This is a genomic window from Bradyrhizobium sp. BLXBL-01 (assembly GCF_051853025.1).
GTDB lineage: Bacteria > Pseudomonadota > Alphaproteobacteria > Rhizobiales > Xanthobacteraceae > Bradyrhizobium.
This window is the reverse complement of sequence record NZ_CP182471.1, coordinates 3399631-3426195: the sequence shown is the minus strand read 5'-3', so window position 1 is coordinate 3426195 and position 26565 is coordinate 3399631. Positions and strand designations below refer to the sequence as shown.

Annotated in this window: 25 protein-coding genes and 1 tRNA gene; 19 read left to right on the top strand and 7 right to left on the bottom strand. The window is 63.9% G+C overall.

What is annotated here, in order from left to right; translation table 11 throughout:
- Positions 1–8 precede the first annotated feature (8 nt).
- From ACNJYA_RS15725 to ACNJYA_RS15665, 13 genes are all read left to right on the top strand, one after another.
- Positions 9–968 (top strand): transketolase family protein, encoded by a 960-nt coding sequence (locus ACNJYA_RS15725; protein WP_439366841.1) that lies wholly within the window; start codon positions 9–11, stop codon positions 966–968.
- A gap of 8 nt (positions 969–976) precedes the next feature.
- Positions 977–2083, top strand: coding sequence for a DegT/DnrJ/EryC1/StrS family aminotransferase (locus tag ACNJYA_RS15720; protein ID WP_212254937.1), 1107 nt, complete (start codon positions 977–979; stop codon positions 2081–2083).
- Positions 2073–3191, top strand: coding sequence for a DegT/DnrJ/EryC1/StrS family aminotransferase (locus ACNJYA_RS15715; protein WP_212254936.1), 1119 nt, complete (start codon positions 2073–2075; stop codon positions 3189–3191). The genes ACNJYA_RS15720 and ACNJYA_RS15715 overlap by 11 nt, the downstream gene beginning before the upstream one ends.
- Positions 3188–3994, top strand: a complete 807-nt coding sequence (locus ACNJYA_RS15710; RefSeq protein ID WP_439366840.1) for a sporadic carbohydrate cluster 2OG-Fe(II) oxygenase — start codon at positions 3188–3190, stop codon at positions 3992–3994. Before ACNJYA_RS15715 ends, ACNJYA_RS15710 begins: the two co-directional genes overlap by 4 nt.
- The gene (locus ACNJYA_RS15705) at positions 3987–4379 is read left to right on the top strand and encodes an LIC12192 family sporadic carbohydrate cluster protein (protein ID WP_439403216.1); all 393 of its coding nucleotides are present in this window, start codon (positions 3987–3989) and stop codon (positions 4377–4379) included. Before ACNJYA_RS15710 ends, ACNJYA_RS15705 begins: the two co-directional genes overlap by 8 nt.
- 25 nt (positions 4380–4404) lie before the next feature.
- On the top strand, positions 4405–5070 hold the full coding sequence (locus ACNJYA_RS15700) for a class I SAM-dependent methyltransferase (protein ID WP_439366837.1): 666 nt from the start codon (positions 4405–4407) through the stop codon (positions 5068–5070).
- A complete protein-coding gene (locus ACNJYA_RS15695) occupies positions 5048–5623 on the top strand; it encodes a WbuC family cupin fold metalloprotein (protein WP_212254934.1) in 576 nt (191 codons plus the stop codon). Before ACNJYA_RS15700 ends, ACNJYA_RS15695 begins: the two co-directional genes overlap by 23 nt.
- A gap of 54 nt (positions 5624–5677) precedes the next feature.
- Entirely contained in the window at positions 5678–6658 is a 981-nt protein-coding gene (locus tag ACNJYA_RS15690; RefSeq protein ID WP_212254933.1) for a lysylphosphatidylglycerol synthase transmembrane domain-containing protein, read from the top strand.
- A 28-nt stretch (positions 6659–6686) separates the two neighbouring features.
- Positions 6687–8459, top strand: coding sequence for a hypothetical protein (locus ACNJYA_RS15685; RefSeq protein WP_439403215.1), 1773 nt, complete (start codon positions 6687–6689; stop codon positions 8457–8459).
- Complete coding sequence (locus tag ACNJYA_RS15680; protein WP_439403214.1) at positions 8425–8976, top strand: hypothetical protein; 552 nt, start codon at positions 8425–8427, stop codon at positions 8974–8976. Before ACNJYA_RS15685 ends, ACNJYA_RS15680 begins: the two co-directional genes overlap by 35 nt.
- 180 nt (positions 8977–9156) lie before the next feature.
- Positions 9157–10362 carry a class I SAM-dependent methyltransferase gene (locus ACNJYA_RS15675; protein WP_439366834.1) on the top strand — a complete coding sequence of 402 codons (1206 nt, stop codon included), beginning with the start codon at positions 9157–9159 and terminating at the stop codon, positions 10360–10362.
- Positions 10363–10374: 12 nt separating this feature from the next.
- Positions 10375–11580, top strand: coding sequence for a class I SAM-dependent methyltransferase (locus ACNJYA_RS15670; RefSeq protein ID WP_439366833.1), 1206 nt, complete (start codon positions 10375–10377; stop codon positions 11578–11580).
- Between the two features lie 36 nt (positions 11581–11616).
- The gene (locus ACNJYA_RS15665) at positions 11617–12624 is read left to right on the top strand and encodes a Gfo/Idh/MocA family protein (protein ID WP_439366831.1); all 1008 of its coding nucleotides are present in this window, start codon (positions 11617–11619) and stop codon (positions 12622–12624) included.
- Here the strand turns inward: ACNJYA_RS15665 and ACNJYA_RS15660 are convergent.
- The gene (locus tag ACNJYA_RS15660; RefSeq protein ID WP_439366830.1) at positions 12608–14269 is read right to left on the bottom strand and encodes a hypothetical protein; all 1662 of its coding nucleotides are present in this window, start codon (positions 14267–14269) and stop codon (positions 12608–12610) included. The genes ACNJYA_RS15665 and ACNJYA_RS15660 overlap by 17 nt on opposite strands.
- A 166-nt stretch (positions 14270–14435) precedes the next feature.
- Between ACNJYA_RS15660 and ACNJYA_RS15655 the strand changes: the two genes are divergently transcribed.
- The 3 genes from ACNJYA_RS15655 (at position 14436) to ACNJYA_RS15645 (ending at position 16359) form a co-directional block, all read left to right on the top strand.
- A complete protein-coding gene (locus tag ACNJYA_RS15655) occupies positions 14436–14942 on the top strand; it encodes a hypothetical protein (protein ID WP_212254927.1) in 507 nt (168 codons plus the stop codon).
- Positions 14943–14950: 8 nt separating this feature from the next.
- The gene (locus ACNJYA_RS15650) at positions 14951–15457 is read left to right on the top strand and encodes a hypothetical protein (protein WP_172783174.1); all 507 of its coding nucleotides are present in this window, start codon (positions 14951–14953) and stop codon (positions 15455–15457) included.
- Positions 15458–15597: 140 nt separating this feature from the next.
- Complete coding sequence (locus ACNJYA_RS15645) at positions 15598–16359, top strand: glycosyltransferase family 2 protein (RefSeq protein WP_212254926.1); 762 nt, start codon at positions 15598–15600, stop codon at positions 16357–16359.
- 117 nt (positions 16360–16476) lie between these two features.
- Here ACNJYA_RS15645 and ACNJYA_RS15640 read toward each other — a convergent pair.
- Positions 16477–16552 (bottom strand) — tRNA-Trp (locus ACNJYA_RS15640).
- A 148-nt stretch (positions 16553–16700) separates the two neighbouring features.
- Here ACNJYA_RS15640 and ACNJYA_RS15635 point away from each other — a divergent pair.
- On the top strand, positions 16701–17936 hold the full coding sequence (locus ACNJYA_RS15635; protein ID WP_439366828.1) for a serine hydrolase domain-containing protein: 1236 nt from the start codon (positions 16701–16703) through the stop codon (positions 17934–17936).
- Positions 17937–18130: 194 nt separating this feature from the next.
- Here ACNJYA_RS15635 and ACNJYA_RS15630 read toward each other — a convergent pair whose 3' ends face one another.
- Together ACNJYA_RS15630 and ACNJYA_RS15625 are read right to left on the bottom strand one after the other, a co-directional pair.
- Complete coding sequence (locus ACNJYA_RS15630; RefSeq protein WP_135169859.1) at positions 18131–18898, bottom strand: SDR family NAD(P)-dependent oxidoreductase; 768 nt, start codon at positions 18896–18898, stop codon at positions 18131–18133.
- Positions 18899–18931: 33 nt separating this feature from the next.
- Positions 18932–19630, bottom strand: coding sequence for a histidine phosphatase family protein (locus ACNJYA_RS15625; protein WP_172783171.1), 699 nt, complete (start codon positions 19628–19630; stop codon positions 18932–18934).
- A 133-nt stretch (positions 19631–19763) separates the two neighbouring features.
- Between ACNJYA_RS15625 and ACNJYA_RS15620 the strand changes: the two genes are divergently transcribed.
- Both ACNJYA_RS15620 and argE read left to right on the top strand, forming a co-directional pair.
- Positions 19764–20549: an SDR family NAD(P)-dependent oxidoreductase gene (locus tag ACNJYA_RS15620; RefSeq protein ID WP_212254923.1), complete on the top strand. Its 786-nt coding sequence runs from the start codon at positions 19764–19766 to the stop codon at positions 20547–20549.
- A 1231-nt stretch (positions 20550–21780) separates the two neighbouring features.
- Positions 21781–22959 (top strand): acetylornithine deacetylase, encoded by a 1179-nt coding sequence (gene argE, locus ACNJYA_RS15615; protein ID WP_439403213.1) that lies wholly within the window; start codon positions 21781–21783, stop codon positions 22957–22959.
- A gap of 119 nt (positions 22960–23078) precedes the next feature.
- Here the strand turns inward: argE and ACNJYA_RS15610 are convergent, their stop codons facing one another.
- From ACNJYA_RS15610 to ACNJYA_RS15600, 3 genes are all read right to left on the bottom strand, one after another.
- Complete coding sequence (locus ACNJYA_RS15610) at positions 23079–23705, bottom strand: LysE family translocator (protein ID WP_260379748.1); 627 nt, start codon at positions 23703–23705, stop codon at positions 23079–23081.
- A 350-nt stretch (positions 23706–24055) separates the two neighbouring features.
- On the bottom strand, positions 24056–25114 hold the full coding sequence (locus tag ACNJYA_RS15605) for a phosphotransferase family protein (RefSeq protein WP_172783167.1): 1059 nt from the start codon (positions 25112–25114) through the stop codon (positions 24056–24058).
- A 140-nt stretch (positions 25115–25254) separates the two neighbouring features.
- Complete coding sequence (locus ACNJYA_RS15600) at positions 25255–26490, bottom strand: acyl-CoA dehydrogenase family protein (protein WP_439403212.1); 1236 nt, start codon at positions 26488–26490, stop codon at positions 25255–25257.
- Positions 26491–26565: the final 75 nt, after the last annotated feature.

Below are 26565 nucleotides of genomic sequence, written 5' to 3'. Positions count from 1 at the left end.
GGCTCCCCATGCGCAACACCGCGATGAACATGGTCCACAAGCTCGCCGCGCGCGACGAGCGAGTGCTTTACATCGGTTCCGATCCTGGCGCCGGCACCCTGCGCGCGATGAGCAAGGAGTTTCCCAAGCGCCATCTGATCGAGGGCATTTCGGAAGCGCATATCATCGGCATGTCGGCCGGCCTCGCGATGGAGGGCTTCGTCCCCTACGTCAACACCATCGCGACCTTCCTCACCCGCCGCTGCTACGAGCAGGTCGCCGTCGATCTCTGCCTGCACAATCTGCCGGTGCGGCTGATCGCTAATGGCGGCGGCCTCGTCTACGCGCCGCTCGGTCCCACCCACCAGGCGATCGAGGACATCGCCATCATGCGGGCGCTGCCGAACATGACGGTGATCTGCCCGTGCGATGCCGATGAAGCCGCGCGCATGATGGAGCAGACGCTGGATTGGAAGGGTCCGATCTACATCCGGCTCGGCAAGGGCGGCGATGCCATCGTCTCCAAGGCCGAGCACGGTTTTGAGATCGGCAAGGCCATCCTGATGCGCCCGCAGGGCGACGTCCTCATGGTGACCACCGGCATCATGCTCCAGCGCGCCCTCGCTGCGGCCGACCTGCTGGCCGCGCAAGGCATTCGCGCCGGCATCCTGCACATGCATACCGTGAAACCGCTCGACACCGCAGCGCTGCTGCAGGCGCTCCGCGGCACCAGGCTCTTGGTCACGCTGGAGGAGCACGTGCCCTCCGGCGGCCTCGGCAGCGCGGTCGCGGAGGCGCTGATCGACAAGCTCGGCTCCGGTTTCCCTGCGATGCTGCGGCTGTCGCTGCCGGACCGCTTCATGCACAATTACGGTTCGCAGGACTCGCTGCTGAAGAAGCACGGGCTCTCCGCCAGCGCCATCGCGACCTCGATCGAGCATGCGCTCGCGGCGTCGCACACTTCCGCTCCTCAACTTCATTCCACCTGACGGGTCACATGTACGACGTTCGATATTCCTATCTGCTCGAGCAATTCGCCGATCCCGCACCGATCCTCGCCGAGATCGGCCGGCTGGTTGCGACCGGTGACTTCACCCTTGGCAAGCCCGTCGCCGAATTCGAGAAACGCTTCGCCGAATTGATCGGCGTCCGTCACGCCATCGGCGTCGGATCGGGCACCGACGCGCTCAAGCTGCCGCTCAAGGCGCTCGGCATCGGTCATGGCGACGAGGTCATCACCGCCGCCAACACCTTCATCGCCACCGTCGGCGCGATCGCGGAAACCGGCGCGACGCCCGTCCTGGTCGATTGCGACGATTCCTTCTGCATGAACGTGGACCAGGTCGAGGCTGCGATCACTGGCAAGACCAAGGCGATCATGCCGGTCCAGTTGACCGGCGAGGTCACCGACATGGGCAAGCTGATGCCGATCGCGCAGCGTCACAACCTGCCGGTGGTCGAGGACGCCTGCCAGGGCATCCTGTCGGAGTTTGCGGGGAAACGCTCCGGCACCCACGGCATCGCGGCCGGCTTCTCGCTGCATCCGCTCAAGAACCTCAACGTCTGGGGCGATGCCGGCGTCGTCGTCACCAATGACGACGGCATGAACGAGAAGCTGCGCCTGATCCGCAACCACGGCATGAAGAACCGCGACGAGATCGCGATCCTCGGCTGCAACTCGCGGCTCGATTCCTTGCAGGCCGTGGTCGGCAACTGGCTGATCGGCCAGACCAGCGAGATCACGCGCCGGAGAATCGAGAATGCGGCCTATTACGATGCGGGTCTCGCCGGCCTGCCCGGCCTGCGCATCCCGCCGCGCCGTCCCAACGTGAAGCACGTCTACCATCTCTACATGGTGTTCGCCGAACGCCGCGACGAGCTCTACAAGTACTGTCTGGATAACGGCATCGAGGCCAAGATCCACTATCCGATCCCGCTGTATCAGCAGGAAGGCCTGAAGCATCTCGGCTACGCGCCGGGCACGTTCCCGGTCACCGACCGCCACGCCAAGGAAGTCATCAGCTTCCCGGTCGACCAGCACCTGACGCGTGCCCAGCAGGACCGCGTCATCGAGACCGTCAGGAAGTTCTGCCATGGACGCTGACACCGGCCGCCGGCGCATCGGTTACGTCAATCTTCCCGCGCAGTTCGAGGAAGAGCGCGCCGAGATCATGCAGGCGGTCGAGGGCGTGTTTTCCCGCGGCGACTTCATCGGCGGCGCCGCGGTTGGAAAGCTCGAGGAGGAATTGTCGGCCTATCTCGGCTCACCGCATGTCGTAACGCTGAATTCCGGCACCGACGCGCTGATCCTCGCCATGCGGGCGCTCGACATCGGCCCCGGCGACGAAGTCATCACGCCGCCGAACTCGTTCGTGGCATCGACCGCCGCGATCATCGCGGTCGGCGCCACGCCGGTGTTTGCCGACGTGCTGCCCGACCAGAGCATCGATCCGGCCGCGGTCGAGGCCGCCGTCACACCGCGCACCAAGGCGATCATGCCGGTGCATCTGACCGGACGCATGGCCGACATGGCTCCGCTGATGGCAATAGCGGCCAAGCACGCGCTCGCCGTGATCGAGGACAGCGCCCAAGCGGTCGGCTCGACCTATGACGGGCGCATGAGCGGCACCCTCGGCACGTTCGGCTGCTTCTCCGCCCACCCCTTGAAGAATCTCAATGCCGCCGGCGATGCCGGCTTCCTCGTCACCGCCGATGCGGAGCTTGCCGCAAGAATCCGCCGGCTGCGCAATCACGGCCTGATCAACCGCAGCGACGTCCAGGAATGGGGGATCGTGTCGCGGCTCGACACGCTGCAGGCCGAGGTGCTGCGCATTCGCCTGCGTCATCTGCCCTCGGTGATCGAACGCCGGCGGCGCAACGCCGCGCAATACCGCGCCGAGCTCGCAGGGCTGCCCCTGTTCATTCCGCCCTGTCGGAATATCGAGTTCAACACCTTCCACACCTTCGTGGTGCAGACCGAGCGGCGCAACGACTTCCAGAAATATCTTGCCGACAAGGGCATCGAGACTGCGATTCACTATCCGGTCCCGATCCACCTGCAGCCGGCAGCGGCGCATCTGGGCCATGGCCGCGGCGCGTTCCCGGTGACGGAACGGCAGGCGGACCAGATCCTCACGCTTCCCATCAACCAGTTCCTGTCGGCCGCCGACATCAGCTATATTTGCGCGACCGCCCGGGAGTATTTTGCATGACGGACACGGACTTCCTGCACGCCGACGAGCAGGCGCTGGCGCAACGCTTCATCGACGATGGCTTCGTCACCACGCCGGCCGACGATCGCGCCGGGCTCGACCGGATCCAGCGCCGCGCCGCCGAGCTCGCGGCCGACTACCTGAAGCTGCCGCACAGCAACGATCCCTACGCGATGCTGGACACGATCCACACGCGGGTGAGCGTGGATAATCTCAACGGATTGCGGCTGCACGTCTTCAACGGCCTCAACGCCGAGCCCTGGTTCCGCCCGACCTATTTCCGCCTGGCGCGCTCGACGATCGAGACCATCGTCGGCAACGAGCTCTGCATGCAGCGCCGCGTCAATCTCAGCATCCAGCTTCCCGGCGACAGCTCCTCGCTGCTCGCCACCCATTCCGACGTCTGGTCGGGCGACTCGCCGTTCGAGGTCGTGGTGTGGGTGCCGCTGGTCGACGTCCATCGCACCAAGTCGATGTACCTGCTGCCGCCGTCCCTGAACGGCGAGATGCAGGACCGCATGGCGGCCTTGCGCAGCGCCGAAGAGCTGTACAAGACCATCAAGCCGCACGCGACCTTCATCGAGATCCCCTACGGTCACGTGATGCTGTTCAACCAGACCCTGATGCACGGCAATCGCGTCAACGAGGAAGCCGGCACGCGCTGGAGCATGAACTGCCGCTTCAAGAGCATCATGTCGCCCTATGCGGACAAGCGCTTCGGCGAGTTCTTCGAGCCGATCCTGCTGCGCCCGGCAACCCGGGTCGGCATGCAGTACAAGTTGCCAGGAGGCTTCCATGGCTGAGCGAGCCGGCCACCGCGGCTATATCGGCGCCAGGCCGCTGAACGGCAGCCGCACCCCCCAGCACGTCCAGAACATCGTGATCCGCGACTATGCGCGGCGGAAGAACCTGCAATATCTCCTCAGCGCCGCCGAGCACACCATGCCCGGCAGCTACATGGTGCTGGAAGATATCCTGGACGAGCGGCCGCAGCTGCGTGGGCTCATTCTCTACAGCATCTTCATGCTGCCGCCCGACGAGGCACGGCGGCGGCGGATCTACGACCGCGTGCTGCGCGAGGGCTGCGACCTTCACGCGGCGGTCGAGGAGATCACGTTGGCGTCGCAGAAAGACATCCGGGCCGTCGAGGACATCCTGCTCGTCAACAAGTTCGCAACCATCCTGTGACGATGCCGCGGATCGGTTGGGCCCCATGACCGAGATCAACCTGCTCCAGCCGATGCACGCATCGACGAAGCGGGACTACGTCCAGCGCGTGGTCGAGCACGACAAGGCGGAATCCGCCACCGTCGCCCGGCAATGGGGACGCGACTATTGGGACGGCGACCGGCGCTACGGCTACGGCGGCTATCGCTATGACGGACGGTGGCGCCCGCTGGCCCAGACCCTGATCGATCGCTACGGCATCAAGCCGGGCATGAGCGTGCTCGACGTCGGCTGCGGCAAGGGCTACCTGCTCTACGAGTTCGCCCAGCTCGTCCCCGACCTCAGGATCGCCGGCATCGACATCTCCGAGTACGGCATCGCCAACGCCAAGGAGGAGGTGCGGCCGCATTTGAACGTCGGCAGCGCCGTCGCGCTCCCCTACCCCGACCACAGCTTCGATCTCGTCGTCTCGCTCGGCGTGTTGCACAATCTTCCGCTCGAGGACGTGTTCCGCGCCGTACCTGAGATCGAGCGCGTCGGACGCGGCACCTCGAAATATCTGATGGTCGAATCCTTCCGCAACGAGCGGGAGAAGGCCAATCTGCTTTACTGGCAGCTCACCTGCCTGAGCTTCCACGGCCCGCAAACATGGGCCTGGATCTACGACAAATGCGGGTACCGGGGCGACCATGGGTTCATCTTCTTCGAATGAAACAGGCCGGCGCCGGCCGACCTCATTGCGCGCACAGAATCCGGAAGTGTACTATTCCGACGACGCCATCGTCACCGCGGACGATGGCACGATCGCGGAGCTGAAGCGCATCGCCGCCGGCAACCCGCGCCTGCGCAGCCGGCTGTGCACGCATCCCGATCCCGCCTCGGGCCTGCACGAGATGCTGATCGTGCACCATCGCGAGGCGTATGTGCGGCCGCACAAGCACCTTGGCAAGCCTGAATCGTTCCACGTCATCGAGGGCACCGCGCAGGTCGTGATCTTCGAGGATGACGGCCGCATTCGCGAAGTGCTCGAGATGGCGCCCTACGGTCAGGGCAAACGCTGCTATTACCGCATGCCCGAAAAGGTCTTCCACTCGATCCTGATCACCTCGGAATGGCTGGTGTTTCACGAAACCACCGCCGGCCCGTTCGATCCTTCGCGCACGGCATTTCCCGACTGGGCCCCGGATGGCGGCGACGCCGCCGAGGTCCAGGACTACGTCACACGGACTGGCGCGCTCGCTGCGGAGCATCTGGCGAGACCATAGATTTCGACCGCTTTCGACGATCGCACCGTGAATGATCGAGGACGACACCAGACGATGAAGCTGCCTGCAAAAGCACTGGTTACCCTGGTCAAGTTCGCGGTGTCGATCGGGATCCTGGTGTTGCTGTTGCGCGGTCAGGATCCGTCGACCCTGAAAGCCGATCTTCTCGCCGTCGATCTCAACGTGCTTGCGCTTGCGGTGCTGCTGCTGTTCGCCCAGACCTTCGTCCTCTGCCACCGCTGGATGCTGATCCTCCGTGCCATGAACGTGCCGCTCGATTGGCTGCCCGGCTGGCGCATTCTCATCGTCAGCACCTTTTTCAATCAAGTATTACCCGCGGGCGGTGACGCGGTTCGGATCTGGATGCTGCGGCGGCAGGGCGTGCAATGGTCGCAAACGATCGGCAGCATCGTGGCTGACCGCTTTCTCGGCCTGTTGGGTCTTGGTTTCATCCTCCTGGCGGGATTGCCGTTCCTGCTGGCGCGCGTCCCCGACAATTCGCTCCTGTTCGCGATCGCGATCATTCTGGCGGCCGCATGCCTCGGCGCAATCGCCCTGGTCACGCTGGACCGGTGGCCGCCGCATGTGATCGCGGCCGTGCCGGCCAGGGTCGTGCAGTTCGCGATGCTGATCAGAGCTCCGTTGCTGGCGACCGCGGGGCGAGCGATGCTGATCGGATCTGCCATCGCGGTCCATCTCATCACCGTCGCGACCTGCTATGTCCTCGCGATCGGACTGCAGGCGCCGCTCTCCGCACTCGACGCCTTCGTCCTGGTCCCGCTCGTCATCCTGTCCTCTGCGATTCCCATCTCGATCGGGGGATGGGGCGTGCGCGAAGGCGCTATGGTCGCGGTGCTCAGTCTTGCCGGAATCGCATCCGACAAGGCACTCGCGATATCGGTCTTGCTGGGACTTGGCGCCCTGATCGTCGGGTTGTTCGGCGGGCTGGTATGGCTGATCGCGCCGGAGCGCGCCAGCTTCAGCCCCGACCAGGCGCGGACCGTCACCGAACGAGCCGATGCAGCGCCGGTCTAGCATGGGCGACCCCAGACAAGATCAAGCGGTGGTAGCCGCCGAGTTGCGCCTGCGCACCATCGTCGAGACGTGGTCGTTGCGTATCCTCATTCTCGTGCCTGCTGCACTGTCCATCTGGTTCGTCAACCGAACGGGCACCTACCGCACCCTGCTCTTCGATGGCGGCTGGACGACGCGATTTTACGTCCTCGCCTGGATTGTGCTGACGCCGTATCTCGGCTGGCTCGTCATGGCGACCGGTCGCCTGACGTTCTCGCTCATCAGGCACGAACCCACTCAACGCGTCGACGAGTTCTTCGTCGGCGCGGCCGCGCTCATCTTGACGGGATTTGGCTTCGGCGCTCTCTCCGTCCTGTACCCCCAAATCGTCCTCGGATTCGCGACCCTCATGCTGCTGTGGGATAGCCGCAGCTGCAGGAAGCCGCAAAGATTCGCGCTGACCTTGCCGCTGATGGCAACTTCGCTACTGGGTCTTTGGCTCCTCGTAACGGTGTTCATCGACAGAGCCGTCATACCCGACGTCATTTCGACCGACGTTCAGCAGCTCTATGCGCCCTATCTTGCAGAGGTCGCGAGAAATCACAGCATCTGGCTTGCAGCTGACAATCCCATCTTCTCCGACTTCGAGATCGGCCACGGCAACGGCCTGCATTTGATGTTTGCGACGTTCTTGCCTCCCCACGTCGCGCAGATTGTTTCCTTCCTCTATTTCGTCGCAATCGGTGCAGTCATTTTTGAGCTCGCCCGCATCGTTTTGCCGTGGCAGGCGCTCGGACGCCGTTGGGAGGATGCGGCGATCCCGATTGCACTTGCGCTGGCGATCCTCGGACTTGCGTGGCCGCGAACGATGCCGCGCGTCTCGCCCGGCCTCTACATCATGGAATTCGGCAAGTACCACCTTCAGACGGCGGCGTTCTTTGTCTATTTCCTGCTTGTCGTTGCGCGAACGTCCCAAAAACGCGACAAGTTCGCCGCAGGGATTTGCGCCATCGCCGTCGCGGCATCCTATCCACCGTACGCAGCGCTGGTCTTCGTGATTTCGTCGTTGGGCGCGTTTGCCAAGGTGGTTCAGCGCGACCGATCCGGCTTCATCACCAGCGTGCTGCTGGGCGCCGGGGCGATCGCGGGCTGCATCCTTAGTCTCTCGATCAATTACCTCTACCTCGGAATCCCCGCGACGAATCCATACTCTCTGTTCCGGCACGTCGTTTCACTCGAACGCTTTTCGAAGTTCGGCAGCCTCGATCTTCTGGATTATTTCGTGGTGTCACAGTCGCTGGAGGTCACCGACTTTCTGAGCAAATCGGGCTTCGTCGCCTTCCTCAGGGAGGCCAGGTCCGTTCTCGCGGTCGCGCTGCTCCTCGCGCTGGCGACCTATGCCGTCGCTTTCGTGGACTCAAAGCTTCGTTCCGATCGCCCGGAATCCCATAAGCTCGCGCCGCTGCCCAATCCCGCGGGACTTTTTGTCGTGGTCGCCTATGTCGCCAGCGTCCGGCTGCTGGACATGGCGCTGAATATTCCGAGCCTCATGAGATTGTCGGTCCACGTGAACGCGCTTTTCCCGCTTGCGACCGTCGGCATGGCCTACTGGGGATTGGCTGTCGCGCGACGCTTCAAGCCGGCTTGGTTCAGCGACCGCCTCGCTCCCCATGCCGCTCTCGCTGCCATCTTGCTCGCCGGCACCTGGATGACGGCAGCGCATCCCTGGAAGAGCTTCAAAGTTGATGAGGCCATCACCTTCGTGGGGGGGAACTCCTCTCACTCATATGCCTCGGGTCACCCAGGACTGGAAGCGGTGTGACGAGCTGGAGCAATCGACGGGCTCGGATCGCATCCTCGCGCTCAACGGTTATCGCGCCATGGTGCCCTGCTATTTCTCGTCGCTGCTCACGCGCGGCAAGATCATTCATACCTACGAGAGCGACGTCGCACGCGATTTCGCGAAGATCGCACTCGGAAGCGCCGAAACGGCGGAAGCCGCGCTTCGATCACTGGGCGTAAAACTATTCTACGTCCAGAAGAACAATTGCGACTTTTGGGTCAACGGTTTCTCCGACCTGTTTCAAAAGGACGAACTCGTGCGACGTTTTGCTGTTCGTCGCGAGACCCCGGAGTATTGGTTATTGACGTGGACGCAAGGTGATCAATCATTAAGTCCGGAAGACGCGACCGCAATCTCAGCGCTCAGGACAAGATCGAAAGAGATCTACCGGGAGGCATACGGCGTCGAACCATTCGAGGTGGTCAAGCACCGTCTACCACCGAATAGCAGGCGTGGAGATCTCGATGTCCTCGGCCAGCTATCCCAATGCTTCTGAGCCTCGCCACGGCCGCCGGCCCTCTCCCCAGAGGCGCCATGTCCGAGGATCACGAATCGGCGCCAGCATCGGTAACTTAAGAATTGTAGCACGGCCCGTTGCACTATATAGGCTTCAACTGCGCCGCGTACCGTTTCAGGGCGCCGATGTTCCCTTGCTTTCCTGCAAAGAGCTAGAGCCGTGACCGACCATTGCCGCCTCTGCCATTCGACCGACCTGCGACCGGTCATCGACCTCGGTTTGATGCCGATTGCGCATCGGCTTCGGCATAGCCGAAACGAGCAGGAGGAACGCTATCCGTTCGAGGTGCTGGCGTGCGGCGAATGCGGCCTGCCGCAGATCGTCAAGCCGATCGATCCAGACATCCTGTATCGCCAGTTCAACTACAATTTCAGCAGCTGGAAGCCGGAGCCGCACCAGGTCGACGAGCTCGACACCATCGCGAAGTTCTCGAAGCATCAATCCGTGTTCGAGATCGGCTGCAACGACGGCCTGTTCATGGACAAGCTTCGCGAGCGCGGCACCAAGGTCATGGTCGGTGTCGAACCGAATCCGGTCTCAGGCAAGATCGCCCGCGAGCGCGGCATCAAGGTCTATGCCGACATGCTCAGTCCGGAGATGGCCCACGACGCGGTCGCTCAGTCCGGCAAGTTCGACCTCGTCGTCTCGCGCCAGGTGCTCGAGCACATCGTCGATTTCGAGAACTTCTTCGCTTGCGTGAAGATCGCGCTCAGCGATGAAGGGCTGCTGTTCATCGACGTGCCCGACTTTGATCCCGGTTCGACGGCGGGCGACCTCTCGGTCCTGTGGGAGGAGCACGTCAGCTACTTCACCGAGCCGACCCTGCTGGCGCTGCTGGCTCGCCACGGCTTCGAGGCGGTCTCGGTAAAGAAGTACAATTTCAGCGGCGGCAGCCTCGCGATCGCAGCCCGTCGCGCAACCCGTGACGTGACGCCGCCGCCTGCGCCCGCCGGCGTCGGCGAGAAATTCGGTCAGCGCGCAAGGGAGTACGGCGCGCGCCTGCGGCCGATCCTCGCCAAGGCCCGCACGAGCGGCGCCGAGATCGCCATCTACGGCGCGGGCTGCCGCGCCTGCACCTTCACCAACGCGCATGAACTGGCGGATCTCGTCGATCTCTCGGTCGACGACCAGAAGGAGCGCCAGGGGCTGTTCCTACCCGGCACGGGCATACCGATCCGTTCACCGGACGAGCTCGCCGGCAAGTCGGGTCCGCTCGTCTGCCTCCTCGCCGTGAACCAGGAGAACGAAGCCAAGGTCAGCAGCCGGCTGCGCGAGAACGCGAAGCGGCCGCTACACATCGTCTCGATCTTCGCGCCCTCCGACATCTGGAGCGAGCTCGACCGGCTCGAGGCGGCCTTGGGTTAGGGACGCCGCGGCATGGCTGACGAGAAGCTCTTCAATTACTACGAACGTCAGGACGTCCTACCGACGTTCGGGAATTTCAAATCGGCCGCCGAACTCGACGCATATGCCAGCCAGCGGCGCGAGCTGTTTTCAGACAAGCTGGTGCTGCCGCCGCGGCTGTTCCGCGATGCGGAGGTGCTCGAATTCGGTCCTGATTCCGGTGAGAACGCGCTGGTGTTCGCCGGCTGGGGCGCGAACATGACGCTCGCCGAACCGAACCGGCATGCGCATCCGAAAATCGAGGCCTATTTCGCGCATTTTGGCCTGACCGAGCGTCTGCGCGAGCTCGCATTGGCCGACGTCGAAGGATTTCGCAGCGAGCGCCGCTACGACATCATCGATGCCGAAGGTTTCATTTACACCGTGCAGCCGACTGAAAATTGGCTCGGCGTCTTCCACCGGCTGCTCAATCCGGACGGTTTCGCCATCGTGTCGTATTACGAACGCTATGGCGGCTTCTTCGAGCTCGCGCTCAAGGCAATCCATGCGGCCGGCAAGGCATTGTCAGGCCGTCCTGCACTGGAAACGGCAAGGTCGCTGTTCGAGGCGAAGTGGAACAGTATTCCGCACACCCGCAGCTTCGAATCCTGGCTGATGGACGTGCTCGAAAATCCGTTCGTCCGGCATCGGTACTTCCTCGACGCAACGGCTTTGTGCACGGCGGCGCATGCACAGGGATTCGACATCCATTCGGCGTGGCCAGCCTATCGCGACAGCCTGGACGTCTACTGGCACAAGAAGGTTCTCTCCCCGGACGAGAAGCTGCGGCGCGCGGCGCGCCATCTCGACCGCAGCCGTCTCAGCTTCCTCGGCGGACGCAAGCTCTACCTGGTCGGCAAGGCCGATGCGGCGGCGGCGATTTCGGCATCGATCGAAACGCTGGTTCTCGACGTCGATGCGATGATCGACGACCCCTTCGGCGAGAGCCTGCCGCGCGCGGTCGCGAACCTTGCATCCTTACGCGAGGCGATCCGGACGACGGACATTCTCGCCGACGATGCTTCGGACATCGAAACGATCGTTGCCACGCTCGACAGCTTCCATCGCATCTTCGGCGCGATCGGGCGGCGGGATGCGTCGGCGGTCGCTGCCCTCACCCAGACTGATCCGGCGTTCATCAACACCTGGGGACAGCCGGCGCACTTCCTCGTCATGCGGAAGCGCTTCGGGGGATCATAGCCAGTGAGGCCAGGCATTGGCATCATCGGAACGGGGATGGTCGGCCAGATGTGCCACCTCGCCAATTTCGTCGCCAATCCCGCCTGCCGCGTCGTTGCCATCGCCGATCTCCGGCCCGATCTGGCGGCCGCCGCCGCGCAGAAATTCGGTATCTCGCGGGTCTACGGCACGCACCGCGAGTTGCTCGCGGACGCTGCGGTGTCCGCCGTCGTGGTCGTGACGAAGCGGCGAGCCACCGGCCCGATCGTGCTGGAAGCGTTGAAAAGTGGCCGGCACGTGCTGTCGGAGAAGCCGATGGCCTACACGACGGTTCAGGCCGCGTCGCTGGTCGAAGCGGCGCGGCGACAGCACCTCGTCTACAGCATCGGCTACATGAAGCGTCACGATGCCGGTGTGGCACGCGCGCTGGCCGAGCTCGCGCGCTTGCGCACGGACGGCTCGCTCGGACGCGTCGTCGGAGCAAGAGGCTGGTGCTTCGGCGGCGACACCGGCCGATCGCAGGACAACTTCGTCATGACCGGCGAGACCCGGCCGGACGGACTCGAACTCTGGCAGGATGGTCCCGACTGGATGCCGGGCGCGTTGCGGCCTGGCTACGACAACTTTCTGAACGTGTTCAGCCATATCATCAACCTCGTGCGCTACCTGCTCGGATCGTCGCCGACTGTCGCCGAAAGCACCGTCGAGACTTCTGGCACTGCGACGGTGACGCTCGACTTCGAGGGCGTTGCCTGTGTGCTGCAGCTAGCGAACGGGCCCGAAGGTGCGTGGCGCGAGGGGCTGTCGATCGATTTCGAGCACGGCGCGGTGACTATCGAACTGCCCCCGCCCTTTGCCGAGCGGGAGGCGGGGGTCATCCTCGACCAGGGCGGACAAATCACGCGCTTGACGGGTGAAGGCAGCTGGGCGTTTCGGCGTCAGGCTGATGCTTTCGTCGCCGACATCGTCGAACGGAGGACGCCGCTTGCGTCCGGCGCAGATTCGGTGACCGACATCGCGCTGGCCGAGGCGATCTGGAAGCGGCAAGTCAGCGGCCAGGCGTGACACTCTTGCTCGCGCCGTCGAGCGGCAGGATGCCGCCGATCGGGCCAAGCTTGATCGTGACCTCTGCAAGTTGGGAGAGCAATTCCGCAACATCGCAGCGCGCCAGCAACCGACACACGTAGTACTTCCGCGCCAGAATGTGGTTCGGCGCGGCTCCCGGCCCCGGCTGCAGCGAGATGGTTGCCTGCGGCCCCGTCGGATCGAAATGACGGAACGCACTTCCCGGAGCCTTCCGCGCCTCGTCCATCTCTCGGAGGATGTCGGGCCGCTCGGCACGCAGGGCAAATCCGAAGACCGGCTGATTGCCCCAAGCAAGGCGGAGCATGCCCGTGACTTCGGCGACACCGAAAGGCACGTGCCGCGACGGGTAGTCGAAGAAACCATCATCGAGCGCATAAACCGTCGCCGCCGGCTGCACCCGGCTGGCAAGGTCGCGCGCCAAGGCCTGCTGTTTCAGGGTTCTCGCCTGCATGAAGACGTAGTCGCTCCATAGCATGCCGATCGACACGATCAGGCTTGCCCCGAATATCGCAGCAAGGGCGGCGCCGGGGCCCGTCCATCGTTCGGCCTGTCGCTTGAACGCCAGCAGTGTCAGCGCGAGCGGCACGCCGAACATCAGCAGGTGACGGCTCTCATAGAAATGCACGGAAGACGGCCGCAGGCCGGCGATCAGATACGGCGACGACAATGCGAGGAACAAGACCACGGCGAGTGCGAGCGGCACGGTGATCGCGCTTCTGGACGCGGTCGTCTTCGCGTCCCGACGCAGCAGCAACAATACGATTCCAACGAGGACTGCAGCCGCGATGAAGAGCGCTGGAACCTGAATCGCGGCGCGGATCGCGTGGGTGAGGACATCCCTGTAGCTGGCGGCGAAGAACGCCGACCACCCCCGCGCCAACTCGCCGAGCGTCGGAAAATGGGCGCCATAGTGCTGTGCGTAGACGCCGATCCGCTTGAACCAGATATTGAGCGTGCCCCAATAGACCAGCGGAAGCACCACCAATTCCGGATAGCGCAGGACACAGCGCCAGGCTGCGAGCCATGTCCGGCGAACGAAGCCATGCGCCGCGTCTCCGCTCCGCCATATCGCAACGAACAGGCCGAACATCACGACGGCATACAGCACGATCGTCGAGTTGAGCGCGAAGCTCAGCAGGAACACCAGCGAAGCGAGCACACGAAGCAGCACGCGCCGCAGGCCGACGGCGCTGAAGGCGAGCGTCAACAGCCATGCACCGATGAACAATAGCCCGAAGCTGAACACGTAGACCGCGTTCGCCTTGCCCGCCCAGAGTTGATAGCCGGGATAGGTCCAGACGATCAGCGCGAAGCCGACCGCTTCGGCGCGATCGAGCAGACCGAGCCGTGTCGCCGTCAGCATCAGACACACCGCGCCGAAGACGATTCCGGCGAACGCCAGCGATACCATCACGACGAGCGGGGCGCCGGTCCAGTTCGCGAACCTGTCGTAGCTGTAGAAAATCGGATGGCCCGCGCCATTCAGCAGGAAATCGATGTCGATGAAATAGTCCGGACGCGGCTTGAGCACCAGCCAGTCGTCCATGAAGAGGCCGTCATTGAGGAGCATCGGCGCATGCGCAACCAGCAACACGACGATCAGGATGGCTATCGCTCGCAGCAACGGGGGCAAGCTCGGAGGGGAGAGGGAGGACATCGTCGGCGAGGATTCGCACGCCCACGGGACGACCGCAAGGCCGGGCGCCGGGGCTCCCTTGACCGCAAAAATGCGACCTCCTATAGACTTTGCTCTGGCTGGGCCTGAGAGGCGTCCGGGACGATTTTCCACGATGAACATGCTCCCGGGCCCTGCGCAAGCCGCTGCAATTGGTCTCAGCATCGCCTTTCCATTGCTGTTGCTGTGCTACGCGCGCATCGCTGCCACCGGCGGATCGGGCCGCCGCTTCCGGCTGGGCTGCGTCACCATCGTCGTGCTCTACGCGATCGCCTGTCTCGCGCTTCCGGGGCAACGCCAGCTCGCGGACGTGCTTGGCGGTCTCCTGCTGTTGGGGACAGCGATGATGTTTTGCTACATCCTGTTCAGCCTGCTGGCCTGGGGCTTTACGCTGACGCTGCTCACGGCCCTCGTCCAGGCCGAACGTCCCCTCACCCTGGAGCAATGGGCCGAGGCGTACATGCAGGGCGGAGATCTCGGCACGTTCGCGCACAACCGCCTGAAGCTCCTGGTCGGCGCGGGAATGGTGATCACGGCAGACGGCAGGCTGGCCCCGACGGCCAAGGGGGTAGCGATCGCGCATCTCGCCAAGCTTGTTCGTTTGTCGACGGGCCTTGGGTGAGCGGCACGATGTCCTTCGCCGTCGGGCTCATCGCCGTTGCCGTTTTCGCCCTGCTCGCGCCTGCCTTGCAGATCATGGCCCGCGCTCGCGCATGGCCGCTCGGACCCGTCACCCTGCTTGCGATCGCCGCACTCGTCTCGCATGGTCTCGGCGTGGCGCTCGGCATCGTCGCGATTCCGCAATTTCAGTATTGGGACGCCGCATCGATATTCGCATTTTGCGTCATGGCCTACGTTTTCGCCTTTGGCGCAGTGTACAAGTCGGTGTCCCTGGAGATCCTGCTCGGTCTCGTCGACCGCCCCGGTCGGACCGCGCCGCTTTCGGAGATCATCGAAAGGCAGGTTCCAGATTTGTTCCAGGGACGAATTGGGATCCTGGTCGATCGCGGCCTGGTCGAACGGGTCAATTCAGGCTTGTCGGCGACCACGGCCGGGCGGAAAATGGCAGCTCACGTCGGCCGGCTGCGCCGCGCCTTCGGCATCGGTGATACCAGCCTCTATGATTTTTCCGACTAGTTGCGCGGAACACACACATCGCCGGTTTCGTGCCGGTTGTGTGGATCATATCGGCGAGTCGCATTGTTCGCCCGGCGCAGATGACCTAGAGTTGCGCTGAGGGTTCACCAGTAAAGAGTGGCCGGCAACGGCGGTATCAAATGACACCTTCCAGGGCGGCAAAAAGGCTTACGATCGTCATTCCTGCTCTGAACGAGCAGGACAAGATCGCCGACACGATCGGCGGCGTGCTGCCGCTTGCCCGCGAGCTGCTCGACGATTTCGAGATCTTCCTGATCGACGACGGTAGCACCGACGCCACCGGCGCGATCATGGACGAATTCGCGGCCGGCGAGCCGCGCATCATCGTGCATCACAATGCCGAACGGCGCGGTGTCGGTGCCGGCTTCGAATATGCGCTGTCGCGCGCGAAATTCGATGCCATCACGCTCATCCCCGGCGATCACGCCTTCCAGAACGAAGGTATTGCCCGGATGTTCAAGGCGGCGGGCGCCGCCGACCTCGTCATTACCTATCGCGACAACCAGTCGGACCGCTCGGTCAACCGCTCATTGCAGTCGCATTCGCTGCGGTTCATCCTGAACTGCCTATTCGGCTTCTGGCTGTCCGATTACCACAGCATGATCGTCTACCCCGTGAAGTGGCTGCGCCAGATCGCGGTCAAGGCGGACGGCTACGGCTATCAGATCTGTGCCCTGATCTCGCTGCTCCAGCTCGGCCTCACCTACGTCCAGGTTCCGGTGAGCCTGAACGCGGAGCTGAAGGGGTCGTCCCGCGCGCTGCGGCTGCGCACCTATTTCGAGCTCGGCGGGACCATCCTTTCACTGCTGCGCCGCGTTCCCATCCGGAACGTCAATCTCAGTCAGATCCCCGCCGACGCGGAACGGACCCCGGCGCGCTAGCCTCGCCGGGCCCTGACACGGGGACGTCCAGCACAGGGGCTGCAGCATCCCAGCGCGCACGCGGGACGCCTTCCCGCCAAGACCCTACCAGGTCCTAATCTAAGTGATTGATTTGACTGGCAGGAGTGGCAGGGCTCGAACCTGCGACCCCCGGTTTTGGAGACCGGTGCTCTACCAATTGAGCTACACTCCTACGAACCCGCGTCGCCGCGGATCAGGGGCGCTTTCAAGCACAGAGAGCGGCCGGTTTGCAAGGGTGAACCGCGCCGGCTTCGCTTGTTTGTGCCGGGGGTTCTGGGCCACAGTCCATCGGCCATAACGAAGAACAATCGGGAGTGCCCATGACCGTTACAGCGACCGCCACAGCCGCCCCACAGGCCCCGACCGCGCTCCATACCCCGGCTTTGCCGGAAGCCCGCCCGGAGACGCTCGGGCTGTCGCGGCCGCGTCTGCAGGCCATGTCGGACGCCTTCAAGCGCGAGATCGACAAGGGAACCGTTCCGGGGGTCACCGTGCTGGTGGCGCGGCGTGGCCAAATCGGCTGGTTCGAGGCGCTCGGCAAGCAGAGCCCGGCAGGCGCGGCGCCGATGGCGCGCGATTCGATCTTTCGCATCTTCTCGATGACCAAGCCGATCGTCTCGGTCGGCATCATGGCGCTGGTCGAGGACGGCCAGCTCCTGCTCAGCGATGCCGTCGCAAAGTTCATCCCGGAGTTTGCGAGCCAGCAGGTCGGCATCGTCAAGGACGGCAAGCTGGAGCTGGTGCCGCCGGCGCGGCCCATGACCGTTCAGGATCTGCTCCGCCACACCTCCGGCCTCACCTACGAGCACCAGGGCGACGGCCCCGTGCACAAGCTCTACCAGGAGTCCCGCGTCCGCAGCCGCAAGATCACCAATGCCGAGCACGCCGCGCTGGTGGCGAGCTTCCCGCTGGTCTGCCAGCCCGGCGCGGAATTCAACTACAGCCGTTCCACGGATATTTTGGGCCGCATCATCGAAGTCGTCAGCGGCATATCGCTCGGCACCTTCCTCACCGAGCGCGTGCTCGCGCCACTGCAGATGGCCGAAACCGGCTTCTCGACAAGCCAAGCCAACGCCGGCCGCCTTGCTGAGCCGTTCGCGGCCGATCCCTGGACCGGCGACAAGGTCGCGCTGTTCAACATGCTCGAGCAGCCGGTGATGGAATCCGGCGGCGGCGGCCTGGTCTCGACCACGATGGATTATGCCCGTTTCTGCCTGATGCTGCGCAATGGCGGTACGCTCGACGGCAACAGGATCATCGGCCGCAAGACGCTGGAGCTGATGGCCTCCGATCACCTCGGGCCAGGCGTTGCGACCAATGGCACGCTGCTGTCGCCGGGCCATGGCTTCGGTCTCGGCTTTGCCGTGCGCCGCGAGGCCGGTATCGCCCCCTTCCCCGGCAGCGTCGGCCAGTATTTCTGGAGCGGCATTGCCGGTACGTTCTTCTGGATCGATCCGAAGGAGGATCTGTTTGCGGTGTTCATGAGCCAGGGGCCGGGCCAGCGCGACTACACGCGGACCCTGGTGCGGGATCTGGTTTACGCGGCGGTGGAGTGAGGCTCTGCGCTTACGCACCAATCTTTATTTACATTTTCGCTGTCATGCCCCGGCTTGACCGGGGCATCCAGTACGCCGCGGCAGCAGTTCGTTTACGCAACTTCCGCCGCGGAGTACTGGATCGCCCGCCTTCGCGGGCGATGACACTGGTTGTTGGGTGGGCAGGTGCCGCTTCCCTTCTAAGCTCTATCGCGTCAGCTGATCGTCGCGCCGCCGTCGATCACCATGGTCTGGCCGGTCATGAAGTCACCGGCCTTCGAGCCCAGGAACACGGCCGCGCCCGCGATCTCGTCGGGGATGCCGATGCGCAAGAGCGGCGAGCGCGAGGTCGAGGCTTTCAGGTTCTCCGGATTGTCCCACAGCGCCTTTGCGAAATCGGTCTTGATCAGGCCGGGCGCGATGCAGTTCACGCGAATGTTGTGCTTGCCGTATTCGCAGGCGAGATTGCGCGCGAGCTGCATGTCGGCGGCTTTCGAAATGGCGTAGGCGCCGAGGATGGTCGAGCCCTTCAGGCCGCCGATCGAGGAGACGATGATGATCGAGCCGTCCTTGCGCTCGATCATCTGCGGCACAACCATCGAGATCAGCCAATTGTTGGCGACGATGTTGTTGTCCAGGATCTTCCTGAACTGATCGTCGGAAATGCCGGCGAGCGGGCCGTAATACGGATTCGACGCCGCGTTGCAGACCAGCACGTCGATCTTGCCGAAGGCACGGTTGCTCTCGTCGACGAGGTTTTGCAGGTTCTCTTTCGACGAGATGTTGGCGGCGACCGCGACCGCGGTGCCCTTGCCGAACTTATCGTTGATGCCCTTCGCCACCTGCTCGCACACGTCGGCCTTGCGCGAGGAGATCACCACCTTGGCGCCGTGCTCGGCCATGCGCTCGGCGATCGCGAGCCCGATGCCACGCGTCGATCCCGTGATGACGGCGACTTTCCCCTTCATGTCGAACAAGGTCATGTTTCTCTCCCAGATTGATTTTCGTATTCAGTGTCAGGCCAGCTTCTTGACTTCCGGTCCCGCCGGCTGATGCATTGCCGCGTGCGCGGGATCCGCGATCCACGGCTGCTGATTGACCATCGGCAGCCGCCAGAGGGTGCGCTCGGGGCTCGCGAAATGATCGAGCCGCGTCACCGACACATTGTCGATATCGAATCCGAGCCCCTGCTCCGGCCGGTCACCGAGCGCAAGACCGACCGCCGCCTTGATGGTGCCGCCGTGCGCCACCGCGATAATGTCCTGCCCGGCCGCCTCGGCGTTGATCCGCTCGATGGTGCGGCGCGTGCGGTTGTAGAGGTCCATGAAGCTTTCGCCGCCGGGCGCGGGCTCGTTGATGTCGGCGAACCAGCTCGCGCCGACGGGGCGGCTGGCAATGAACTGGGCGCGGTTCATGCCCTGCCAGCGGCCGAGGTTCTGCTCGGCGAGATCCGCCTCCCGCTTCATCGATGCCGGCCTTGGAAAACCTGCGGCCCAGATCGCCTCGGCGGTCTGATGGGTGCGCATCAGATTGCTCGAATACCAGACCGCCTGATGTGGCAGCACCTTGGCGACAGCATTGAACACATAGGTATCGCTGGTGTCACAGGCGATGTCGCTCTGCCCGTAGATGTTGCCGCCGTCATTGCGCACCGGCGCGTGACGGACCCACCACCACCGCGTGATGACCACATTCGGCTTGTCTGCACCTGCCATCGAAACCCTTCCATCCCGTCTGATGTCGCTGTACGTGAGTAGCGAACGTGTCTCAAGACACTTTGCCGTTTGAAATCTTGTTTGAAATTCCGTCGCACGGCAAGCGTCGTGCGCGAGCAAAAGGGAGAAACGCATGGGCCGCCTGCAAGGCAAATCCGTCATCATCACCGGCGCCGGCAGCGGCATCGGCCGTGCGGCTGCGCTGCTGTTCACCAGGGAAGGCGGCAAGCTGATCGCGGTCGATCGCACCGAAGCTGTGAAGGAGACGGTCGAGGAGATCAAAAAGGCCGGCGGCGTCGCGGAAGCGATGGTTGCAGATGCCGGCTCCGAAAAGGACGTCATCGCAATGATCGACAAGGCGGTGAAGACGCACGGCCGGCTCGACGTCATCTGGGCCAATGCCGGCGTCTCCGGCGGGCTCGTTCCGCTCGCCGAGCAGACCGTCGAGCATTGGCAGGAGATCCTGCGCGTCAACCTCATCGGGCCGTTCCTCGCGGTGAAATACGCGATGCCGCATATGGTCAAGCAGCAGTCCGGCGCGATCGTGCTGACCGCCTCTGTTGCCGGTCTCAAGGCTGGCGCGAGCGGGCATCCCTATGCCGCGAGCAAGGCCGGCGTGATCAGCCTGGTGCAAACGACGGCCTATTCGCTCACCGGCACCGGCGTGCGCATCAATGCGGTCTGCCCCGGCCTGATCGAGACCGGCATGACCAAGCCGATCTTCGACCGCGCCAAGGAGCGCGGCACCGCCGACAAGATCGGCCAGCTCAATCCGCTCAAGCGCCCCGGCCAGCCGCACGAGCTCGCGGCGATGGGACTGTTCCTGGCGAGCGACGAGGCCTCGTATGTCAACGGGCAAGCGTTCCCGGTGGACGGCGGCTTGACGGCATCGATGCCGTATACGGGCAAGCCGGTTTAGTTCGCACTCGTGTCCCGGACGCGACGCAGCGCGCAAGCGATGCGGCGCAGAGCCGGGACCCAGCAGGCGACGTCGCTCGCTGCTGCATGGGCCCCGGCTCTGCAGCGCATCACTTCGTGCTGCGCAGCGTCCGGGGCACGCGAGCGGGAGTTTTGGTGCACACCTGCCTCCGCATCGTCATTGCGAGCGCGGCGAAGCAATCCAGGATGCATCCGCGGAGAGACTCTGGATTGCTTCGCTGCGCTCGCAATGACGGGGTGGCAGGAAAATCGCTTTCCAAATGCTACTGTCATTCCCCGCGAAGGCGGGGAATCCAGTACGACGCGGCCTATCGATTGAGCCATAACTGTCTCGGAGTACTGGATCGCCCGGTTAAACCGGGATGACAGCGAGTGTGTCGTCGCAGACGCGCTTCCGCATCCTCGCGGCGCATTTCGCCCGAGCTTTGCTCGTCGTCTCACCCTCGATTGAAAGAGGGCGCAGGGAAGACCGGGTGCCGGCCGGGCACCCACGGTCCACTGTGCGAAAGGTGGCAACAAGAATTTGCACAGCGGCATACAGGTGAAGCCAAACATCCGGCCTTCCCTGCGCAGTGGTTTTACGGCTTATGTCGCGCTCTCCCCGGGGAGCGATGCACTATTGCCCCCGTCACCTTGCGGATGGCTGATGCGCATCGCCCGGTCGGGCAACCACATCACCACAAGACTTGACGCACAGACCCCGGGCGTCAGGACCACACGATTTTGCCGTACGCTGATGACACCGGTCGTATGCGCGACGACCTCGCTCACGGTTGCCCGCCCTGCAAAGCCGTTCGCGCCGACGCCATCCGCGTCCACCGCCCCCCGGCCCGCGTTCGTGACGATCGCGATACGCCCCTCTTCCTTGGGCCGGGTTGAGCCGACACATACGTCATTTCCGAATTTCGGTAAAGCGGAATATTTTATCGGCCTCGTCTTGACCGATGCCTTGGTGTTTTGCCCGACGGACAACGCAAGGTTTGGTAGACCTCCCCGTCATTCCGGGGCGCGACGAAGTCGCGAGCCCGGAATCCATTTCTCAGCGCGTCGTGCGGTCCGATGGATTCTCAGGTGCGCAATTGCGCACCATAGCTCGATGCTGCGCATCGCCCCGGAATGACGGCTGCGGTGTTGATTTGCCCATCCCACCGCCACGTTGGTATGGTTCCTGCAGGCACCTCAGCCTTCCTGCTCTCCAACAGAATATGACAATGCCAAGCTCAAGACCCGACCGCATCCGAAAGCTCCTCGCCGACCTCGTCTCGTTCGACACCGTCAGCGACCGCACCAACCTGCCCCTGATCGCCCATATCGAGGGCTATCTCGCCTCCTTCGGGATCAAGGGCGAGCGCATCGTCGACGACACCGGCGAGAAGGCTTCGCTCTGGGTCACGATCGGGCCGGAGGATCGGCCGGGATTCGTGCTGTCGGGCCATACCGATGTCGTGCCTGTCGTGGGCCAGGACTGGAGCCATGATCCGTTCAAGCTGGTGGAGCGCGACGGCAAGCTCTACGGCCGCGGCACCACCGACATGAAGGGCTATGTCGCGGTGTGCCTCGCCATGGTGCCGGAGATGATGGAGGCGAGACTCAAGACGCCGATTCATCTGGCGATTTCCTATGACGAGGAGATCGGCTGCGTCGGCGTGAGGCCGATGCTGCACGAGGTCGCGAAGAAGACGATCAGGCCGCTCGGCGCCTTCATCGGCGAGCCGACCCAGATGCAGGTCATCATCGGCCACAAGGGCAAGCATGGCGTACGCGCCACGTTCCGCGGGCTCGCGCGTCATTCCTCGATCGCCCCCGACGGCGTCAATGCGATCGAATATGCCGCCGAGCTGATCGTCGAGATCCGCCGCCGCGCCGTGGCGCTCGAGGCCGCGCGATCGGCGGACAGCCTCTACGACGTCCCGCATTCGACGCTGCTCACCAGCATCGTGCATGGCGGCGCAGCGCTGAACATCGTGCCTGATACCTGCACCGTGGATTTCGAATGCCGCGGCATCGGCATCACCGAGTCCAAGGAGGTGACCGATGCGATCGTCGCCTGGGCCAAGGCCGAGATCGAGCCGGCGATGAAGGCGAGACATGCCGACTGCGGCATCGATTTCGAGGAGATCCTCGACTATCCCGCGCTCGACACCGCCGCCGACGCCGCCATCGTCACGCTGGCCAAGAGCCTCGCAGGGCGCAACGACCACGCCAAGGTCGCCTTCGGCACCGAGGCGAGCCTGTTCGCCAGCATCGCCGACATCCCCTCGGTGGTGATCGGCCCCGGCGCGATAGCGCAGGCGCATACGCCGGACGAGTTCGTGGAGATGGCGGAGCTGGAGAAATGCGCGGGCTTCGTGGAAAGGCTGATCGCGCATTGTGCGAAGACGGCGTCTTAGGCGGCGTTGCCGTAGGGTGGGCAAAGCGAAGCGTGCCCACCACTATTACCTGATCGCGCAAAGATGGTGGGCACAAGCTACGCGCTTTTGCCCACCCTACGAGAGCCAGCCTGGCCGCCTCACCGCTCCTGCAGGGCGAGCCGAACGCCGACTGCGCAGTAAATGGTCCCGACCACCTTGCCCTGCCATCTGACGACAGCCGGGTGGCGGCGAAGAAGTTGGCCGAGACGCCCCGCCCCCACGGCGAACACGACCGTGCTGACGAGGCCGAGCAGCACGAAGACCATGCCGAGGATCGCAAGCTGAAGAGCGGTTGATCCTGGCTCCGGCTGGACGAATTGCGGCAGGAACGCCAGGAAGAACAGCGCGGTCTTGGGATTGAGCACTTCGGCCAGCACGGCCTCGCGGAATGCGCGACCTGCGCTGATCATAGGGGCGCTGCCGTTCAGCTCGATTGGCGCCTTGTCCAGCATCGCGCGAATACCGAGATAGATCAGGAACGCGGCACCCGCATATTTGACGATGCTGAACAGCAACGCCGATGTGGCGATGATCGCCGAGAGTCCGACAATCGCCATCCCCGTGTGTACCAGGTCTCCAGCGGCGATTCCCGCACCCGTGGCGATGCCGACCTTCGTTCCCGAGCTTGCCGCCCGCGCCATGGTGAGCAGCGTTGCCGGTCCCGGAATGAAGACGAAACCGAGCACGATGAGGACGTAAGTGATGAGGGTAGTGTGGTCGATCATGCGCGGGTCTCCCGGAGCGGATTGGGCACACAAGGAATACAAGGACTCGGTCGCTGCGAAAGGCGCTTGCGCGGTGTGAATTGCGAGTCTCGCATTCCGCCTCCTCGTCATTGCGAGCGCAGCGAAGCAATCCAGGCTGCCGCCGCGGAAAGAATCTGGATTGCTTCGCTGCGCTCGCAATGACGGAGACTACGAAGCGTAGGTGCCGTAGGGTGGGCAAAGCGAAGCGTAACCACCGTTTTCGTGTGATCGCGGAGAGATGGTGGGCACGGCGCTACGCGCCTTTGCCCACCCTACGAAACCAGCCGCGAAGGAAAAAGGCGCGGCCATCAGCCGCGCCTTCGTTGTTCCTACACCGCGCCTGCCTTCTGCGCGTATTCCCATGAGGCCTTTGACAGCGGCACGGTGCGCTTGGCTGACTCCAGCGCCTTGGCGTTGGCGGCGGTGCCGTCGCGGACGCGGCCGGCGATGCCCTGGGTGATGCCGGCGAGACGGAATAGGTTGTAGGCGAAATACCAGTTGAGATCAGGCACCGTCATCTTTGTGACGTCGCAATAGATCTGCGCGGCCTCTTCCAGGCTCGGGATGTTGAGCGCCTTGAGGTCGGCACCCTCGAGGCCCGGCATGATCCATTGCATCAAGAGATAGGTGAAGTCGGCCATGGGATCGCCGAGCGTCGACAGCTCCCAGTCCAGCACGGCCTGCACGCGCGGTTCCGTCGCGTGGAAAATCATGTTGTCGAGGCGGTAATCGCCATGGACGATCGAGACGCGCGCCTGCTCCGGCACGGTCCTGGGCAGCCATTCGGCGACCTTCTCGAACTCGGGAATGTGCTGGGTCTCGGACGCCCGGTACTGCTTGGTCCAGCGGTCGATCTGCCGCGCAAAATAGTTGCCGGGCTTGCCGAAGTCGCCGAGGCCGATGGCGACGGGGTCGAACATGTGGAGCTTCGCCAGCGTCTCGATCTTGCTGGTGAAGATCTTTCGGCGCGCATCGTTGTCCTGGCTCGGCAACGTCGGATCCCAGAACACGCGCCCCTCCTCCATCGACATGATGTAGAAGGCCGCGCCGATGACGCCGTCGTCCTGGCACAGCGCATAGGCGCGCGCGACCGGAAAGCCCTGCTTTCCAAGGGCCGCGATGACGCGATATTCGCGGTCGACCGCATGCGCCGAGGGCAGCAGCTTGCCGAACGGCTTGCGGCGCATCACGTAGGAACGGTTCGGCGTGTTAAGGCGATAGGTCGGGTTGGACTGGCCGCCCTTGAACTGGAGCACGACCAGCGGGCCTTCATAACCTTCGACGTGCTCGCGCATCCACGCCTCGAGGCGAAGCTCGTCGAAACGATGCCGCTCCTCGACCGGCTTGGTGCCCGAGAACTCTTCGTCTTTCCTGACGCCGTCAGCCACGGTGACGCTCCCTCTTCAGTCCTGACCATTTCAGGTCGAGCATGATCCTAATCGGTAACCGCTGACGCACTTGCGTCAAGCGGTCACCGGATCAAGCCCTGTCGTTGCTTCAGGTCGGGAGCGCCGTCGGGCCCTCCCTCTCAGTGACTTGGAGAGTTTGCATACTTCCGAAGCTCGAGCCTGGCAATGGCGCGGTTGTGCACCTCGTCCGGGCCGTCGGCGAGCCGCAGCGTGCGGATGTGGGCGTAGTCCTTGGCAAGGCCCGCTTCGTCCGACACACCGGCACCGCCAAAGGCCTGGATCGCCTCGTCGATGATCTTCAGCGCCATGTTGGGCGCGGCGACCTTGATCATGGCAATCTCGGCCTGCGCGGTCTTGTTGCCGACCTTGTCCATCATGTCGGCCGCCTTGAGGCACAGGAGACGCGTCATCTCGATGTTAGTCCGGGCTTCGCCGATGCGCTGTTCCCACACAGAGTGCTCGACGATCTTCTTGCCGAACGCGGTGCGCGATGCGAGCCGCTTCACCATCTTCTCCAGCGCCTCCTCGGCCTTGCCGATGGTGCGCATGCAGTGATGGATACGGCCCGGACCGAGACGGCCCTGCGCGATCTCGAAGCCGCGGCCTTCGCCGAGCAGGATGTTCTCCTTCGGCACGCGCACGTTCTCGAGCAGCACCTGGGCATGGCCATGCGGCGCGTCGTCGAAGCCGAACACGGGCAGCATCTTCTCCACCTTGATGCCTGGCGTGTCGAGCGGAACCAGGATCTGCGACTGCTGCTGGTGCTTGGCCGCCTTGAAGTCGGTCTTGCCCATCAGGATCGCGATCTTGCAGCGGGGATCGCCGACGCCGGACGACCACCATTTGCGGCCGTTGATGACGTAATGGTCGCCGTCGCGCTCGATGCGGGTCTCGATGTTGGTGGCGTCGGACGAGGCGACCGCCGGTTCCGTCATCAGGAAGGCGGAGCGGATCTCACCGTCCATCAGCGGGCGCAGCCATTTCCGCTTCTGCTCCTTGGTGCCGTAGCGGATGAACACTTCCATGTTGCCGGTGTCGGGCGCGGAACAATTGAACACTTCCGAGGCCCAGGTGATGCGGCCCATCTCTTCCGACAAAAGCGCGTATTCGAGATTGGTCAGTCCCGCGCCGCGGAATTCGTCGTCCTCATGCTCGCTCGGCGGCATGAACATGTTCCAGAGGCCTTCGGCCTTCGCCTTCTTCTTGAGGTCCTCGAGGACCGGGATCACCTTCCAGCGGTCGCCGCTCTTGTCCTGCTGATCGTAGATCGGCACAGCCGGGCGCACGTGCTTGGCCATGAAGGACCGCACGCGGTCAAGCCATTCCTTCTGCTTGGGCGACATATCGAAGTCCATGGGACGCTCCTCTCTTTCGTAGTCCTTTTGCCCGGACTGTCCTCCCGCATCGCGTGACCCGCAAGCGCGAATGCG

What these genes read in the sequence shown, in the direction of transcription:
- ACNJYA_RS15720 (WP_212254937.1), top strand. Translation starts at nt 977, where the DNA reads ATGTACGACGTTCGATATTCCTATCTGCTCGAGCAATTCGCCGATCCC.
- ACNJYA_RS15715 (WP_212254936.1), top strand. Translation starts at nt 2,073, where the DNA reads ATGGACGCTGACACCGGCCGCCGGCGCATCGGTTACGTCAATCTTCCC.
- ACNJYA_RS15695 (WP_212254934.1), top strand. Translation starts at nt 5,048, where the DNA reads ATGGGTTCATCTTCTTCGAATGAAACAGGCCGGCGCCGGCCGACCTCA.
- ACNJYA_RS15670 (WP_439366833.1), top strand. Translation starts at nt 10,375, where the DNA reads ATGGCTGACGAGAAGCTCTTCAATTACTACGAACGTCAGGACGTCCTA.
- ACNJYA_RS15700 (WP_439366837.1), top strand. Translation starts at nt 4,405, where the DNA reads ATGACCGAGATCAACCTGCTCCAGCCGATGCACGCATCGACGAAGCGG.
- ACNJYA_RS15690 (WP_212254933.1), top strand. Translation starts at nt 5,678, where the DNA reads ATGAAGCTGCCTGCAAAAGCACTGGTTACCCTGGTCAAGTTCGCGGTG.
- ACNJYA_RS15625 (WP_172783171.1), bottom strand. Translation starts at nt 19,630, where the DNA reads ATGGCAGGTGCAGACAAGCCGAATGTGGTCATCACGCGGTGGTGGTGG.
- ACNJYA_RS15725 (WP_439366841.1), top strand. Translation starts at nt 9, where the DNA reads ATGCGCAACACCGCGATGAACATGGTCCACAAGCTCGCCGCGCGCGAC.
- ACNJYA_RS15600 (WP_439403212.1), bottom strand. Translation starts at nt 26,490, where the DNA reads ATGGACTTCGATATGTCGCCCAAGCAGAAGGAATGGCTTGACCGCGTG.
- ACNJYA_RS15610 (WP_260379748.1), bottom strand. Translation starts at nt 23,705, where the DNA reads ATGATCGACCACACTACCCTCATCACTTACGTCCTCATCGTGCTCGGT.
- ACNJYA_RS15705 (WP_439403216.1), top strand. Translation starts at nt 3,987, where the DNA reads ATGGCTGAGCGAGCCGGCCACCGCGGCTATATCGGCGCCAGGCCGCTG.
- ACNJYA_RS15710 (WP_439366840.1), top strand. Translation starts at nt 3,188, where the DNA reads ATGACGGACACGGACTTCCTGCACGCCGACGAGCAGGCGCTGGCGCAA.
- ACNJYA_RS15680 (WP_439403214.1), top strand. Translation starts at nt 8,425, where the DNA reads ATGCCTCGGGTCACCCAGGACTGGAAGCGGTGTGACGAGCTGGAGCAA.
- ACNJYA_RS15655 (WP_212254927.1), top strand. Translation starts at nt 14,436, where the DNA reads ATGAACATGCTCCCGGGCCCTGCGCAAGCCGCTGCAATTGGTCTCAGC.
- ACNJYA_RS15635 (WP_439366828.1), top strand. Translation starts at nt 16,701, where the DNA reads ATGACCGTTACAGCGACCGCCACAGCCGCCCCACAGGCCCCGACCGCG.
- ACNJYA_RS15665 (WP_439366831.1), top strand. Translation starts at nt 11,617, where the DNA reads ATGGTCGGCCAGATGTGCCACCTCGCCAATTTCGTCGCCAATCCCGCC.
- ACNJYA_RS15645 (WP_212254926.1), top strand. Translation starts at nt 15,598, where the DNA reads ATGACACCTTCCAGGGCGGCAAAAAGGCTTACGATCGTCATTCCTGCT.
- argE (WP_439403213.1), top strand. Translation starts at nt 21,781, where the DNA reads ATGCCAAGCTCAAGACCCGACCGCATCCGAAAGCTCCTCGCCGACCTC.
- ACNJYA_RS15650 (WP_172783174.1), top strand. Translation starts at nt 14,951, where the DNA reads ATGTCCTTCGCCGTCGGGCTCATCGCCGTTGCCGTTTTCGCCCTGCTC.
- ACNJYA_RS15620 (WP_212254923.1), top strand. Translation starts at nt 19,764, where the DNA reads ATGGGCCGCCTGCAAGGCAAATCCGTCATCATCACCGGCGCCGGCAGC.
- ACNJYA_RS15630 (WP_135169859.1), bottom strand. Translation starts at nt 18,898, where the DNA reads ATGACCTTGTTCGACATGAAGGGGAAAGTCGCCGTCATCACGGGATCG.